Source organism: Streptomyces sp. NPDC093221 (genome assembly GCF_044753885.1).
Taxonomy (GTDB): domain Bacteria; phylum Actinomycetota; class Actinomycetes; order Streptomycetales; family Streptomycetaceae; genus Actinacidiphila.
Genome location: NZ_JBIVOA010000004.1, coordinates 446,841 through 460,084, shown reverse-complemented (window position 1 = coordinate 460,084; position 13,244 = coordinate 446,841). Strand labels below are relative to the sequence as shown.

At 74.1% G+C, this 13,244-nt stretch carries 14 protein-coding genes; 7 read left to right on the top strand and 7 right to left on the bottom strand.

Annotation, left to right across the window (positions count from 1 at the left end):
- Window positions 1-94: 94 nt before the first annotated feature.
- A complete protein-coding gene (locus ACIQCJ_RS19000; RefSeq protein WP_355341310.1) occupies window positions 95-1,360 on the bottom strand; it encodes a hypothetical protein in 1,266 nt (421 codons plus the stop codon).
- Window positions 1,361-1,432: 72 nt separating this feature from the next.
- Here ACIQCJ_RS19000 and ACIQCJ_RS18995 point away from each other — a divergent pair, with 72 nt between their 5' ends.
- Complete coding sequence (locus tag ACIQCJ_RS18995) at window positions 1,433-1,885, top strand: DUF4442 domain-containing protein (protein ID WP_402711971.1); 453 nt, start codon at window positions 1,433-1,435, stop codon at window positions 1,883-1,885.
- Window positions 1,886-2,048: 163 nt separating this feature from the next.
- Window positions 2,049-2,711, top strand: coding sequence for a DedA family protein (locus ACIQCJ_RS18990; protein WP_355341304.1), 663 nt, complete (start codon window positions 2,049-2,051; stop codon window positions 2,709-2,711).
- Window positions 2,712-2,839: 128 nt separating this feature from the next.
- Here ACIQCJ_RS18990 and ACIQCJ_RS18985 read toward each other — a convergent pair whose 3' ends face one another.
- Entirely contained in the window at window positions 2,840-3,352 is a 513-nt protein-coding gene (locus ACIQCJ_RS18985; RefSeq protein WP_402712135.1) for a gamma carbonic anhydrase family protein, read from the bottom strand.
- A 143-nt stretch (window positions 3,353-3,495) separates the two neighbouring features.
- Here ACIQCJ_RS18985 and ACIQCJ_RS18980 point away from each other — a divergent pair, with 143 nt between their 5' ends.
- Window positions 3,496-4,248 carry an acyltransferase gene (locus ACIQCJ_RS18980; RefSeq protein WP_355341301.1) on the top strand — a complete coding sequence of 251 codons (753 nt, stop codon included), beginning with the start codon at window positions 3,496-3,498 and terminating at the stop codon, window positions 4,246-4,248.
- 64 nt (window positions 4,249-4,312) lie between these two features.
- Window positions 4,313-4,843: a YbaK/EbsC family protein gene (locus ACIQCJ_RS18975; protein WP_401721862.1), complete on the top strand. Its 531-nt coding sequence runs from the start codon at window positions 4,313-4,315 to the stop codon at window positions 4,841-4,843.
- A gap of 33 nt (window positions 4,844-4,876) precedes the next feature.
- Here the strand turns inward: ACIQCJ_RS18975 and ACIQCJ_RS18970 are convergent, their stop codons facing one another.
- Complete coding sequence (locus tag ACIQCJ_RS18970) at window positions 4,877-5,113, bottom strand: hypothetical protein (RefSeq protein WP_355341295.1); 237 nt, start codon at window positions 5,111-5,113, stop codon at window positions 4,877-4,879.
- A 22-nt stretch (window positions 5,114-5,135) separates the two neighbouring features.
- Entirely contained in the window at window positions 5,136-5,543 is a 408-nt protein-coding gene (locus ACIQCJ_RS18965) for a CoA-binding protein (protein ID WP_402711970.1), read from the bottom strand.
- Between the two features lie 108 nt (window positions 5,544-5,651).
- On the opposite strand from ACIQCJ_RS18965, the gene ACIQCJ_RS18960 reads away from it, so the two are divergent.
- Window positions 5,652-6,284 carry a YigZ family protein gene (locus tag ACIQCJ_RS18960; RefSeq protein ID WP_391045207.1) on the top strand — a complete coding sequence of 211 codons (633 nt, stop codon included), beginning with the start codon at window positions 5,652-5,654 and terminating at the stop codon, window positions 6,282-6,284.
- A gap of 26 nt (window positions 6,285-6,310) precedes the next feature.
- Here ACIQCJ_RS18960 and ACIQCJ_RS18955 read toward each other — a convergent pair whose 3' ends face one another.
- Window positions 6,311-6,682 carry a MerR family transcriptional regulator gene (locus tag ACIQCJ_RS18955; protein WP_402711969.1) on the bottom strand — a complete coding sequence of 124 codons (372 nt, stop codon included), beginning with the start codon at window positions 6,680-6,682 and terminating at the stop codon, window positions 6,311-6,313.
- Window positions 6,683-6,719: 37 nt separating this feature from the next.
- Window positions 6,720-7,781, bottom strand: a complete 1,062-nt coding sequence (locus ACIQCJ_RS18950) for an MDR family NADP-dependent oxidoreductase (protein WP_402711968.1) — start codon at window positions 7,779-7,781, stop codon at window positions 6,720-6,722.
- A gap of 403 nt (window positions 7,782-8,184) precedes the next feature.
- Here ACIQCJ_RS18950 and ACIQCJ_RS18945 point away from each other — a divergent pair, with 403 nt between their 5' ends.
- Together ACIQCJ_RS18945 and ACIQCJ_RS18940 are read left to right on the top strand one after the other, a co-directional pair.
- Window positions 8,185-9,384, top strand: coding sequence for an exonuclease SbcCD subunit D (locus ACIQCJ_RS18945; protein ID WP_402711967.1), 1,200 nt, complete (start codon window positions 8,185-8,187; stop codon window positions 9,382-9,384).
- Window positions 9,384-12,782 (top strand): AAA family ATPase, encoded by a 3,399-nt coding sequence (locus ACIQCJ_RS18940; RefSeq protein ID WP_402711966.1) that lies wholly within the window; start codon window positions 9,384-9,386, stop codon window positions 12,780-12,782. Before ACIQCJ_RS18945 ends, ACIQCJ_RS18940 begins: the two co-directional genes overlap by 1 nt.
- On the opposite strand, the gene ACIQCJ_RS18935 is transcribed toward ACIQCJ_RS18940, so the two are convergent.
- Window positions 12,772-13,218, bottom strand: a complete 447-nt coding sequence (locus ACIQCJ_RS18935; RefSeq protein WP_355341274.1) for an Lrp/AsnC family transcriptional regulator — start codon at window positions 13,216-13,218, stop codon at window positions 12,772-12,774. The genes ACIQCJ_RS18940 and ACIQCJ_RS18935 overlap by 11 nt on opposite strands.
- Window positions 13,219-13,244 lie beyond the last annotated feature (26 nt).

Here is a 13,244-nt window from a genome sequence, read left to right as displayed (position 1 = left end):
CCGTTTCCTCTCGCAAACGGATTCCGGCCGGTCCGGGAGCGGCGGGCACCCGCCGCTCGCCGCTCCCCGCTCGCTCGCTCCCCGCCGCTCCTTGCTACTTCTTCAGCGGCCGGATCGTGCTCTTGATCTTGTCGATCACCGAATCCGAGAGCTGGTCGGGCACCCCGCGGTCGGCGTAGAGCACCCACACCACGAGCTTCTTGGCGGCGTCCGTCTGCGTCGGGTCACTCCAGGCGACGGTGTACGCGGCGCCGTCCGCCGAGCACTTGCTGCTCTTCGGGATGTTGGCGGCGGTGGCCGACGCCTGCCAGCCCGAGATGCCGTGCGCGTTGTGGAACGCCTTGCTGTTCTGCACCTTGGAGAAGGTGCCCTTGCCGTTGTCCTGGTAGGCCCAGTACGCCCACGACACGGCCTGCACCTCGGCGGCGTTGCGCACGCTCTTCGCCCCGTTGGCGCCCTTGGTGCCCACGGCGGCGCGGTCGGCGCTGCTGTTGCCGTTCTTGCACCAGTCCTTCTTGTAGTACGCGGGCGCGCTCATCGCGACGGCCGGGTCGCCGTTCTTGTCCTCGAAGCCGATCGTCATGCCCTCGCTGTCGACCGACCAGTCCGGCGGTACGTCGAAGGCGACATTGCGCTCGCTGCGGATGACGACCTTCCAGCCCGGAATGACCGGCTTGACGTCGAGCGCCGCCGGATCGCCGCGCGGCGAGTCGCCCGTGTCGGCGTTGCCGCCCGTGGCGGTGGAGGTGGGCGCGGTGGTGGACGGCGTGCCCGTGGGCGACTGCGGCGCCGACGCGGTCGGACTCCCGTCCTTCGCGTCCGTCTTCTTCTTGTCGTCACCGGTGAGGTAGACCGCGCCGACGACGACCGCGGCGATCACCGCGACAGCGGCGGTGATCGCGATGCCGACCGTCAGCCCCTTGCGGTCGCGCTGCGGCGGCTGGCCACCAGGGCCGCCGGGACCGCCGGGACCGCCGGGCACGGGCGGCCCCCAGTTCTGCGGAGTCGGGTAGCCGCCGGGCGGCTGCTGCCCGTAGCCGGGCTGGCTGTACGGGGACGGGGTGCCGTAACCGGGCTGCCCGTACGGCTGGGTGGGCGCCGCGGACTGGTTCGGCGGCGCGGCCTGGCCAGGTCCCGAGGGCGGCTGGCCGTAGGGCGGGGCCGGCGGATGCTCCGGCGGCTTCTGGAAGTTCGGCGGACCGGACTGGGCGGGCTGGTTCGGTTGCTGCTGGTAGCCCGGCTGAGCGTACGGCGAGGGCGTGTCGTAAGGCGTCGGCCGGCCGTACGGCCCCGGCGGATTCGGCGGGGGGGCGCCCTGCGGGTTCTGCTCTCCCCCGTTGTGCTGTTCTCCTGGCCACATGGCTGGAAACACTAGGGGAGTGGGCCCGACGGTTCCACGCCGGATACCGCTACTGACTGGTAACATCGCGCCATGTCCGAGACCTTGCCTTCCATTGGCGACATGATGGCGGCCACCGTGCCGATGGCCCGCACCCTCAACCTCGAGTACATCGAGACCACGGCGGAACGCGCCGTCGTGCTGCTGCCCGACCAGCCCGACTTCCACAACCACGTCGGCGGTCCGCACGCGGGCGCGATGTTCACCCTCGCCGAGTCCGCGAGCGGCGCGATCGTGCTCGCCGCCTTCGGCGACCAGCTCGGCCGGGCCGTGCCGCTCGCCGTCCGCGCCGAGATCGCCTACAGCAAGCTGGCGATGGGCCCGGTGACGGCCACCGCCGAACTGGGGCGGCCCGCCACCGACGTGGTCGCCGAGTTGGACGCGGGGGAGCGCCCCGAGTTCCCCGTCGAGATCTCCATCAGCAGGGAGGACGGCGCCGAGACCGCGCACATGACGGTGGTGTGGACGCTCCGGCCGAACCGCTGAACCGGGCACTTCACGCCGGTCGCGGAGCGCCGCCCCGTACGGCCCGCCGATCGGCTTGTTTGACTCGCTCTTGACCGGACTTTCGCGGCGATCGGTCCGTTAGGCTTCGGCGGTGTGCGCCGCGTGCGCGCAACCCACCGTTGTCCAGGGGAGGAACCCCGCTGTGCACGTCCAGGAGTGGCTCGACGGCATCCCGCCGATCCTCGTCTATCTGATGGTCGGTCTGGTCGTCGGCGTCGAGAGCCTGGGCATCCCGCTGCCCGGCGAGATCGTCCTGATGAGCGCCGCGCTGCTGTCCTCGCAAGGGCACGTCAACCCCTGGCTGGTCGGCACCGCCGCCATCATCGGCGCGGTCGGCGGCGACTCCATCGGCTACTCGATCGGGCACCGCGGCGGCCAACCGCTGCTCGACCGGCTCGGCCGCAGATTCCCCAAACACTTCTCACCCGGCCATGTGGCCACCGCGGAACGCTCGTTCCAGCGCTGGGGCATGTGGGCGGTCTTCTTCGGCCGCTTCGTGGCCCTGCTGCGGATCTTCGCCGGGCCGCTGGCCGGTGTGCTCAAGATGCCGTACTGGAAGTTCCTGATCGCGAACCTGCTCGGCGGCATCGTCTGGGCGGGCGGCACCACCGCGGTCATCTATTACGTGGGTGTGGTCGCCGAACCCTGGCTGAAGAGGTTCGGCTACTTCGGACTCGCCGCGGCCGTGCTCTTCGGCATCGCCTCGTTCCTCTTCGTGAGGCGGCGCGCCGCCAAGGCGCAGGCGGAGTTCGAGCAGCAGGAGGCACCGGCGGCACCCGGTGTCGCGGTGGCGCAGGGCGAGTAGGCCATACGACACTGCGCGGACGGCGGGCCCGGACCTCCGGGCCCGCCGTCCGCGCGTCGGCCGTCGGTCAGGGACTCGCGGTGCGCGCATCGGCCGTCAGCCCCGCCACTCGCGGTGCGCGTCCGCCGTCAGCCCAGCGACTCCCGGTGCGCGTCGGCCAGCGCCACGTAATGCTCGGCGTTCAGCCGTACCGTCGCCTTCTCCTCCTCGGTCAGCTCCCTGCGCACCTTCGCGGGCACGCCCGCCACCAGTGATCCCGGCGGCACCCGCATCCCCTGCGGGACCAGCGCCGCCGCCGCGATCAGCGAACCGGTGCCGATGTGCGCCCCGTTGAGCACCGTGGCGCCCATCCCGACCAGGACGTCGTCCTCGATCACACAGCCGTGCAGGACGGCGTTGTGCCCGACCGTGACGCCCTCGCCGACGACGGCGGGGAAGCCGGGGTCGGCGTGCACCGTGCAGTTGTCCTGGATGTTGGAGCCCGCGCCGACCGTGATCGACTCGCAGTCGCCGCGCAGCACCGCGTGGTACCAGACGCTCGCGCCCGCGCCCAGCGTGACGTCCCCGAGGACCACCGAGCCGGGAGCGGTGAACGCGGTCGGGTCGATCTCCGGTGCGCGGCCCAGAACGTCCGCGATCAGCGGTACGGGGACGCCGCCGCCCGTCGTGCTCCCGCCCTCCGCGCCTGCCGCGCCCGCGCTCCGCGTAACCGCCGGGTCCGTCATGCCCACCGCCCTCGTCGTCGGTCCTGTGGTCTCCACCCGGCACCGTATACGGTGGGCCCGTGCCGAAGAACGAGAACGTGTTCTCCTCCGCGACCGCCGCCGCCACGGCCTGGCGTCGCCGCGTCGGATCGCGGATGGTGCACCGCGGCTGGCGCTGGGTGCAGAACGCGGGCGCGGTCACCGCCGCGCGCCCGGGACCGCTGCGCTTCGGCCGGATCGGCGAGGGCACCCGGCTCGCCTTCCCGCAGGGCACCGTCTTCGGCGAGCCGTGGATCCACCTCGGCGACCACTGCGTCATCGGCGAGCAGGTTACCCTCACCGCCGGGATGATGCCGGGCCTCGACCTCGGGCCCGACCCCGTCCTGCGCCTCGGCAACGGCGTCGTCCTCGGCCGCGGCAGCCACGTCGTCGCGTCCGTACCGGTGGTTTTCGGCAACGACGTCTACTGCGGCCCGTACGTCTACGTCACCAGCGACAACCACTCGTACGACGACACGACCCAGCCCGTCGGCAAGCAGTGGCCGCGCACCGCGCCGGTCGAGATCGGCAGCGGGAGCTGGCTCGGCTCGGGGTGCGTGATCCTGCCCGGCGCGCGGCTCGGCCGCAATGTGGTCGTGGCGGCGGGCGCCGTGGTCCGCGGCGAGGTGCCCGACTTCGCGGTGGTCGCCGGAGCGCCGGCCCGGATCGTACGGCGCTGGGACCCGGACACCGGCTGGCAGCCGCCCCTGCGCACCCCGCCGCCGCTGCCGGTCCCCGAGGGCGTCACCCCCGAGCAACTGCTGGCGCTGGCCGATCTGGAGGACCGGCCCTGAGCGCCCGGCCCCGGCGCTCGCCCTGAATCTCCGCCGCCGTGCGGGCATTTGTTACGTTGCCCGTATGCGCGCACCGATCGGCAACTTCGACGAAGCCCACCCCGCCACCGAGCGCCGCGACCTGCTCCCGCCGCCGGTCGCCGCCGCCGTGACACCCGACATGCTCTACGTCGACACGGACCCGGAGAAGGCCGACACCGCCGTCTTCGTCGAGACCTACGGCGACGACCTGCTGACCGCCTCGGCGAACTGCGTGGTCGTCGCGGGCAAGCGCGGCCAGGACGTCACGCTCGCCGCGTGCCTGGTGCTCTCCACCACCCGCGTCGACGTCAACGGCGCGGTCCGCCGCCACCTGGGCTCGCGCAAGGCGTCGTTCGCGCCGATGGACACCGCCGTGGGCGAGACGGGCATGGAGTACGGCGGCATCACCCCCGTCGGTCTGCCCGCCGACTGGCCGCTGCTCGTCGACGCGGCCGTCGTGGAGGCGCCGCACCTGGCCATCGGCAGCGGCGCGCGCCGCGGCAAGCTCATCGTGTCGGGCAAGGCGCTGGCCGCGCTGCCCGGAGCGGTCGTCCTCGAAGGACTCGGCATCTGACGACGCGGGGCCACCGGGCCGCGGAGCCGCAGGTCACGAGCGGTCCTCCAGCCTGCGGTGCAGGGCCCTGCCGCCCGCCACCACGGCTGTACCGACCGCCACGCCGGCCAGCACGGCGAAGATCTTCCACGCCCCGGACAGCACACCCATCAGCGCCACGAGGACGACCAGACCGAGGACGAAAGCCAGCACCGGCAGCGCGTAGTACCAGAGCTGCGCATACGTCCGCTCGTCGAGTCCGAACGGCGGCGGCGGAGCTTTGCGTCCCATACCCCCACCGTAAACCCACAGGTCAGGGCAGGCGCGGGATCTCGATCGCCGGGCAGCGGTCCATCACCATCTCCAGGCCGGCCGCCCGCGTGCGCTCGTACGCCGCCTCGTCGATCACGTCGAGCTGGAACCACACCGCCTTCGCGCCCACGGCCACCGCGTCGTCCGCGACCCCACCCGCGAGCGAGGAGTTCACGAACACGTCGACCACGTCGACCGGGAACGGGATGTCGGCCAGCGAGGCGTACCCCTGCTCGCCGTGCACGGTCTCGGCCTTCGGGTGCACCGGCACGACCCGCTTGCCGAACCGCTGGAGCACGCCCGCGACTCCGTAGGCGGCCCGTGAGGTGTTGTTCGACAGCCCCACCACCGCCCAGGTGTTCCCGGTACCGGTCAGGATCTTCCGCACCGTCTCCGCGTCGCCGTACACGCCGTCCTCCAGCCGCTCGCCGTCACATCGTCCACGTACTGCCGTCGTGCCTGGTCAAACACGCCTCCCGCGCCCGCCATTCCCGGTCGCGGCCCGTAGGCTGACCGGATGGTGGACCGGTATCTGACGGTGGCGCGGGCGGGGGTCTGCGAGAGCGAGATCAAGCGCTCGCGGTTCCTGTGCGCGCTCGCGCCCGTGGCGAGCGAGGAGGCGGCGCAGGACTTCATCGCCCGCGTCCGCAAGGAGCACGCCGGGGCCAGCCACAACTGCTTCGCGTACGTCATCGGCCCCGAGGGGCGGCTGCACCGGGCCAGCGACGACGGGGAGCCGGGCGGGACGGCGGGCACACCGATGCTCCAGGCGCTGCTGGGCCGCGAGGTCCGGGACACGGCGGCAGTCGTGACGCGGTACTACGGCGGTGTCCAGCTCGGGGCGGGCGGACTGGCCCGCGCGTACGGGGGCGCCGTCACCGCCGCGCTGGACGAGATCGGCACGGTCGAGCGGCGGCGGCTCGTCCTGGTCACGGTCACCGTGGACCACCAGCGGGCCGGGCGGCTGGAGAACGAGCTGCGCGCCGCCGGACACGCCATCCGCGGTGTCGCGTACGCCGCCGCCGTGACCATCGACCTGGGTGTACCGCAGGCGGATCTCCCCGGCTTCCGTTCCTGGCTGGCGGACGCCACATCGGGCGCCGCCGAGGTGACGGTGGGCGGAAGCGCGTATGTGACCGTGACGCCCTAGGACATGTGCGACTTTACGGACACGCCCTAGCGCCCTCGGGCGCGCTCCGCGAGGTCGGCGCGCAGGCGGGTGAGGCGGTCGATCTCGGCGTCCAGGAGGGCGAGCCGACGGTCGACGACGTCGGCGAAGGAGCCGGGCCGGTCGGCGGAACCGTCGCAGGGGGCGGGCGGGTCGGCCGCCAGGAGGTGGAGGCGGTGGGCGCGGCTGCGCAGATCCTCGACGGTCAGGCCGAGGGCGAGCAGTTCACGGATCACGCGCAGCCGGGCGACCTCGGCGGGACCGTAGTCGCGCTGGCCGGAGCCGGTGCGGGCCGGTGGCGGCAGCAGGCCGCGCTGCTCGTAGAAGCGCAGTGCGCGCGGGGTGGTTCCGGCGGCTGCCGCCGCTTCGCCGATCCGCATCCGTCCCCCTGGCGGTCCTCGTACCGCTAGCCCATCCCTACTCCAGCTCCACTATCGCAGCCCCGAAGTGCCGCCCGCCGATCAGATCCGGCAGCGCCTCGGGCGCGCGATCGATGCCGGTGACCGTCGTGTGCGGGAAGCGGATCTCGCCCGAGCGCAGCCAGCCGCCGAAGCGCGAGGTCCACTCCGCCTCGACCTCCGGGTGGTCGGTACCGCTGTAGCCGCGCAGGGACAGGCCCTTGACGACGAGCCGGTACGAGTCGATCTCGACGGGAGCGCTGCCGCCCGCCCGGTCCGCGGAGAGCTGCCCGGACAGCGCGCCGATCAGCGCGAAGCGCGCGCCCTGGTTGGCCGCGCCGAGAGCCGCGGCCAACTGCTCGCCGCCGACGGTGTCCAGCACGACGTCCACACCGCCGGGCGCCGCCTCGGCGAGCTGACGCGCGAACGGCCCGGAGCCGCGCAACACGACCGCGTCGTAGCCGAGTTCGGAGCGCAGCCGGTCGGCCTTCCACGGCGAGCCCGTACTGCCGATCACCCGGGCCGCGCCCAGCAGCCTGGCGATCTGCCCGGCCAGTGTGCCGACCGCCCCCGCCGCGCCCGTGACGAAGACGGTGTCGCCCGCCCGCACCTGGGCCAGCCGGGTGAGCGCGCCGTACGCGGAGGAACCCTGGGCGAGATACGCCACCGGGTCGGGCAGCGTGTCGTCCAGCACGGCGCACTGGGCGGCGGGCACCAGCGCGTACTCGCGCCAGCCGAGCAGGTGCAGCACCGTGTCACCGGGACGCGGCCCGTCGCCGTCGGGCGCGGCGACCACCTCGCCGACGGCGGGCCCGAAGAGCGTGTCGCCGTGGCGCAGCGGCGGCAGCGGGACGCCGTCGGTCTCACCGCCGAGCAGGGTGCGCAGGCCGGGGAAGACGAGGAAGTGCCGGTTGCGGACGAGGACTTGGCCGGGGTCCGGCTCCGGGAGCGGCGTCTGCACGACGGCGAAGTCCCCGGGCGAGGGCAGTCCTCGGGGGACGGCGACGATCCGCACTTCGCGGCTGGTGCGGGGCAGGACAGAGGGGCTTGCCTGAGGGGTTACCGGTGGCGTTGCGGACATGGACGGGTCTCCTGAGGACGCGCGGATTCGGGGCGGCGGTGTGGTGCGGTGCCGTCGGCCGGGGCGCGGTGACGTTAATCCCTGACCCGCGCGTCAGGGTCAAGCGGTGTGCCCTTTTAGGGGAGTTGCTGGCGAATTACAGGGTCTTACACCAGTTTCCTGGCTTTCCGGTGACCTGATCAGCGATCTCCACCGCCTGCCGGGCGGCGACCTTCTACACTCCATGACCACCGCCGGTGAGCCACGGCGCACGGGCCGCGAGCCCGGATGAGAAGATCGCAGCGGTACGGATCGGGCGCCGGAAGCGGCGCGGCACAGGTGCCCGCGGAAGCCAGTCGAAGTCGTCTGACGCCCGCGGGAGTCGAGGAACGGCGAGGGTGAGCGTGCGGGTCGGAGCGGTCGCGTGAGATTTCTGCACACCTCGGACTGGCACCTGGGACGCTCCTTCCACCGCGTCAGCCTGCTCGACGCCCAGCGCGCCTTCCTCGACCACCTCGTGGACACCGTCCGCGCCGAACGCGTGGACGCCGTCCTCGTCGCCGGGGACGTCTACGACCGCGCGGTCCCGCCGCTGTCCGCCGTCGAACTCTTCGACGACGTACTGCACCGGCTCGCCGACCTGGACGTGCCCACCGTCATGATCTCCGGCAACCACGACTCGGCCCGGCGGCTCGGCGTCGGCGCCCGCGTCATGGGCCGCTCCGGCATCCACCTGCGCACCGACCCGGCGAGCTGCCACCGGCCCGTCGTGCTCACCGACGAACACGGCGACGTCGCCGTCTACGGGCTGCCGTACCTCGAACCGGCCCTGGCCCGCGAGGAGTTCGCCGCCGACCGGGCCGACCACACGGCGGTGCTCGGCGCCGCCATGGACCGGATCCGCGCCGACCTCGCCGAGCGCCCCGCGGGCACGCGCAGCGTCGTGCTCGCGCACGCCTTCGTCACCGGCGCCGCGCCCTGCGCCAGCGAGCGCGACATCACCGCGGGCGGCGTCGAGGCCGTACCCGCCGAGGTCTTCGACGGCGTCGACTACGTGGCACTCGGCCACCTGCACGGCTGCCAGACCCTCACCGAGCGCGACGCGACGGGCGAGCCCCTGGCCGAAGGCCCGGGGAGGATCCGCTACTCCGGCTCGCCGCTCGCGTACTCCTTCTCCGAGGAGCACCACCGCAAGAGCATGTGGCTGGTCGGCCTCGGCCCCGAAGGCGCCATCGACGCCGAACGGGTCGACACGCCCGTGCCGCGCGCGCTCGCCCGGATCCGCGGACGTCTCGACGACCTGATCGCCGACCCGGCGCTCGACCGGCACGAGGACGCCTGGGTGGAGGCCACCCTCACCGACCCCTTCCGCCCGCACGAGCCGATGGCCGCGCTCGCGAAACGCTTCCCGCACGTCCTCAGCCTCGCCTTCGAGCCCGAGACCGGTGACGACGACCCGCTCGCCTCGTACGCCAGGCGGCTGCGCGGGCGCAGCGACCAGCAGATCGCCGAGGACTTCGTCGCCCACGTCCGCGGCTCCGCGCCCGCCGCGCACGAGAGCGCCACGCTGAGCGCGGCCTTCGACGCGGTACGGGCGGACACCGTACGGACGGAACGCGCCTGATGCGACTGCACCGCCTCGAACTCACCGCCTTCGGCCCCTTCGCGGCCACCCAGCGCGTCGACTTCGACGAACTCTCCGCCGCCGGGCTCTTCCTCCTGCACGGCCCCACCGGCTCCGGCAAGACCTCCGTCCTGGACGGCGTCTGTTACGCCCTCTACGGCCAGGTGCCCGGCGCCCGGCCGGTGACGCGGCTGCGCAGCGACCACGCGGCGGCGGGCACCGCCACCGAGGTCGTCCTCGAACTGACCGTCGGGACACGGCGGTTGGAGATTACCCGGCGGCCCGAGCAGCCGCGGGCGAAGAAGCGCGGCACCGGGACCACCATGGACAAGGCCGTCACGCTGCTGCGCGAGCACAAGGACGGCGGATGGCAGGCGCTGTCCAAGTCGCACCAGGAGATCGGCGAGGAGATCAAGCAGCTCGTCGGCATGAGCTGCGAGCAGTTCTGCCAGGTCGTGCTGCTGCCGCAGGGCGAATTCGCCACCTTCCTGCGCGCGAGCGCCACCGAAAGGACCGCACTGCTCGGACGGCTCTTCGACACGCGCCGCTTCAAGGCCGTCGAGCACTGGCTGCGCGACCGCAAGCAGGACGCGGCCGGGCGGCTCGCCGCCGGTGACAAGGGGCTGGTCCACCTCGCCGAGCGGATGCGCCAGGCCGCGGGCGGCCTGGCGGCCGGGGCCGTGGCTGACGGAGCGCCGGACGAAGGCCCCTCGCCCGAAGGGCTGTTGGAGTGGGCCGCGGTCCTGCGCTGCGACGCCCGCGAGGCCGCCACGATCGCCGCGCAGGCCCTGCGGCACGCCGAGGCCGCCCACCGCGCCGCCGCCACCGGCTTCGACGCCGCCCGCGACCTCTCCGCCCTCCAGTCCCGGCACGCCGAGGCCCGCCGCCGCGCCGCCGCCCTCGACGGTGAGCGCGCCCACCGCGCCGCCGCCCGCGACCGCCTGGCCCGCGCCCACCGCGCCGCGACCGTCGAACCCGCCCTCGCCCTGCGCGACAAGGCCGCCCTCCAACACCGTGAAGCCGTCGCCCTCGAAGGCCGCGTCCTCACGGACCTGACGACCGCGGGCGAACAGCCCCCGACGCCCGCCGTACCGCACCACCGATCCCCGGTGGAGACGCCCGCCCGGCAGGCGGCCGGTCCACTGGCGGCCGACGCGCCGGGCCCCCGACCGGCTTCCGGCCCGGCCGAGCCCGGCCGGTCCTCGGACGGCCAAGACGCCGGGCCCGGTGGCCAGTTGCCGCTCGGCGGGCCCGGCGAGCAGCGGTCGGCCGGTGGGCCCGCCGATCGGGCGTCTGTCGGGTACGGCGAAGAGCGGACCGTCAGGCCGACCGAGGTCAGGTCCGTGGACCGTCAGGACGTCAGGCTCGGCGAGCAACGGAAGGCCGACCGGGGCGAGGTGGCACCCGAATCCGCCTCCGTGCCGCCCAACAGCCCGGCGGAGCACGGGTCTTGGCGCGCCGAGGCGCTGGCGGGACGCGCGGGGGAGCTGCGGGAGGAGCTGGGCGGCCTCGCCCGGGCCGGAGAGGCCGAGCAGCGCGTGCGGGAGATCGCCGAGCGGCGCGCGGCGCTCGACCGGGAGGAGCGCGCGGACGAGGGAGCCGTACGCGAGGCCGACGGATGGCTGGAGGAGTGGCCGTCGCTGCGCACCGCCTTGCAGACCAGGGCGGACGGCGCGGCCGAGGCCGCGACCAGGGCTGCGGGCCTGGCGGCTGAGCTGGAGACCGCGCGCCGCCGCAGGGACGCGGCGGACCAACGCGACCGGCTGGCGCAGGAGTTGACGCGGGCTCAGGACCGGGCGCGGGACGCGCGGGACACGGCGGCACGGGCCAGGGAGACGTGGCAGGACCTGCGGGAGGCCAGGATCGACGGCATCGCCGCCGAATTGGCCGAGCAGTTGGCGGACGGCGAGCCCTGCCGGGTGTGCGGCTCGCCGGAACACCCCGCCCCCGCGCGGCCCGCCGCGCAGCAGGTCACCCGCGCCGACGAGGACGCGGCCGGCGCCGCCTACGAACGCGCCGCGGCCCGGCACGAGTCGGCGCGTGCCGAAGCCGACCGGATCGGGGCCGCGTGGGAGGCCGCCGCCGCCACGGCGGGGGACGAGCCGCTGGCCCGGCTGACCGCCGCCTGCGCCGTACTGGAGGCCGAACACTCCACCGCCGCAGGCGCGGCGGCCGACGTGTCCGAGGCGCGCCGGGCGCTGGAGCGCGCGGAACAGGAGCGCGACCGCCGCACGGCGCAGCGGCACGAGGCACAGAGCAGGACCGACGTACGCACCTCGCGGCGGGAGGAACTGGACGCGCAGCAGCGGCGGTTGAGCGCCGAGTTGGACCAGGCGCGGGCCGGGTACGCGAGCGTCGCGGACCGGCGGGCCCGGCTGTCGGCGCGGATCGCGCTGCTCGAACGGGCGGCGCACGCCGTACGCGACCGGAGCGACAGCCGGCAGCGGCTCGCGGAGGCCGACACGGCGCTCGCGGAGGCCGCGACGCGCGCCGGTTTCGCGGCGCCCGCCGACGCCGAGGCCGCGCTGCTCGACCCGGAACGGCTGTGGCGCGCCGAGCGCGAGGCCGAGGCGTGGGCCAAGGAGGAGGCCGCCGTCGAAGCGGACCTCGCCGCGCCCGAACCCGCCGCCGCGGCCCAACTGCCGCCCGCGGAACCGGCAGCCGCGCAGGCCGCACTCGCCGCCGCGACCGACCGGCTGCGCGCCGCATCGGCCGCCGAGTCCGCCGCCGCGACCCGCCGCGCCGAACTCGACCGGCTGTCCGCGCAGGCCGCCACCCGTACCAGGGAACTCGCCCCGGCCCGCGCGGAGTTCGACGCCATCGCCCGGCTCTCCGACCTCGCCTCCGCCACCACCGCGGAGAACCGCTACCGGATGGAGCTGGAGACGTACGTGCTGGCGGCGCGGCTGGAACAGGTCGCCGCCGCGGCGGCCGTACGCCTCCAGCGCATGTCCTCGGGCCGCTACACCCTCGTGCACACCGACGCGCGCGGCGGCGGCCGGGCCAAGTCGGGGCTCGGCCTGATGGTGGTCGACGCCTGGACCGGCACCGAACGCGACACCGCGACGCTCTCCGGCGGCGAGACCTTCTTCGCGTCGCTCGCCCTCGCGCTCGGCCTCGCCGATGTCGTGACCGACGAGGCGGGCGGCGCCCGCCTCGACACCCTCTTCATCGACGAGGGCTTCGGCAGCCTCGACGACCAGACCCTCGACGAAGTGCTCGACGTCCTCGACGGCCTGCGGGAACGCGACCGCGCGGTGGGCATCGTCAGCCACGTCGCCGACCTGCGGCACCGCATTCCGGCCCAACTGCGGGTCGTCAAGGGCAGGGACGGATCGAGCGTGCGGATGCGGACCGGGGCACCGGCCGCCGCCGGAGGCGGGCCGGTCAGAGCGTGAGGGGGCGCCGCTCCAGCGGTGAGGAGTAGACGATGCTGGTCGTGACCGCGCCGAGCCCGGCGATCCGCCCGGTGGTCTCCTCCAGATGTCGCATGGACCGCGCCGCGACCTTCATCACGAAGCAGTCGTCCCCCGTCACGTGATGCGCCTCGAGCACCTCGGGGGTGGTCGCCAGCATGTCGTGGAACGGCCGGTAATTGCCGGTCGGATAGCGCAGCCGGACCATCGCGAGGATCGGCAGCCCGATCCGGTCGTGGTCGATCACCGCCGAATATCCGGTGATCACCCCGGCCTCCTCCAGGCGCCGGACCCGCTCCGTGACGGCGCTCGGCGACATCGAGACGGTACGGGCCAGCTCGGCGTAACTGGCCCGGCCGTCGCGTTGCAGGGCCTCCAGCAGCCGCCAGTCGGTCGGGTCGAGGGAATAAGCGGTCATGCACGAGGGATAGCAGGGGAAAGCCC

Bases quoted from the DNA above. Each gene is read 5' to 3' on its own strand.
- ACIQCJ_RS18995 (WP_402711971.1), top strand. From the start codon at position 1,433: ATGTCCGAGACCTTGCCTTCCATTGGCGACATGATGGCGGCCACCGTG.
- ACIQCJ_RS19000 (WP_355341310.1), bottom strand. From the start codon at position 1,360: ATGTGGCCAGGAGAACAGCACAACGGGGGAGAGCAGAACCCGCAGGGC.
- ACIQCJ_RS18935 (WP_355341274.1), bottom strand. From the start codon at position 13,218: ATGACCGCTTATTCCCTCGACCCGACCGACTGGCGGCTGCTGGAGGCC.
- ACIQCJ_RS18955 (WP_402711969.1), bottom strand. From the start codon at position 6,682: ATGCGGATCGGCGAAGCGGCGGCAGCCGCCGGAACCACCCCGCGCGCA.
- ACIQCJ_RS18960 (WP_391045207.1), top strand. From the start codon at position 5,652: ATGGTGGACCGGTATCTGACGGTGGCGCGGGCGGGGGTCTGCGAGAGC.
- ACIQCJ_RS18975 (WP_401721862.1), top strand. From the start codon at position 4,313: ATGCGCGCACCGATCGGCAACTTCGACGAAGCCCACCCCGCCACCGAG.
- ACIQCJ_RS18950 (WP_402711968.1), bottom strand. From the start codon at position 7,781: ATGTCCGCAACGCCACCGGTAACCCCTCAGGCAAGCCCCTCTGTCCTG.
- ACIQCJ_RS18940 (WP_402711966.1), top strand. From the start codon at position 9,384: ATGCGACTGCACCGCCTCGAACTCACCGCCTTCGGCCCCTTCGCGGCC.
- ACIQCJ_RS18970 (WP_355341295.1), bottom strand. From the start codon at position 5,113: ATGGGACGCAAAGCTCCGCCGCCGCCGTTCGGACTCGACGAGCGGACG.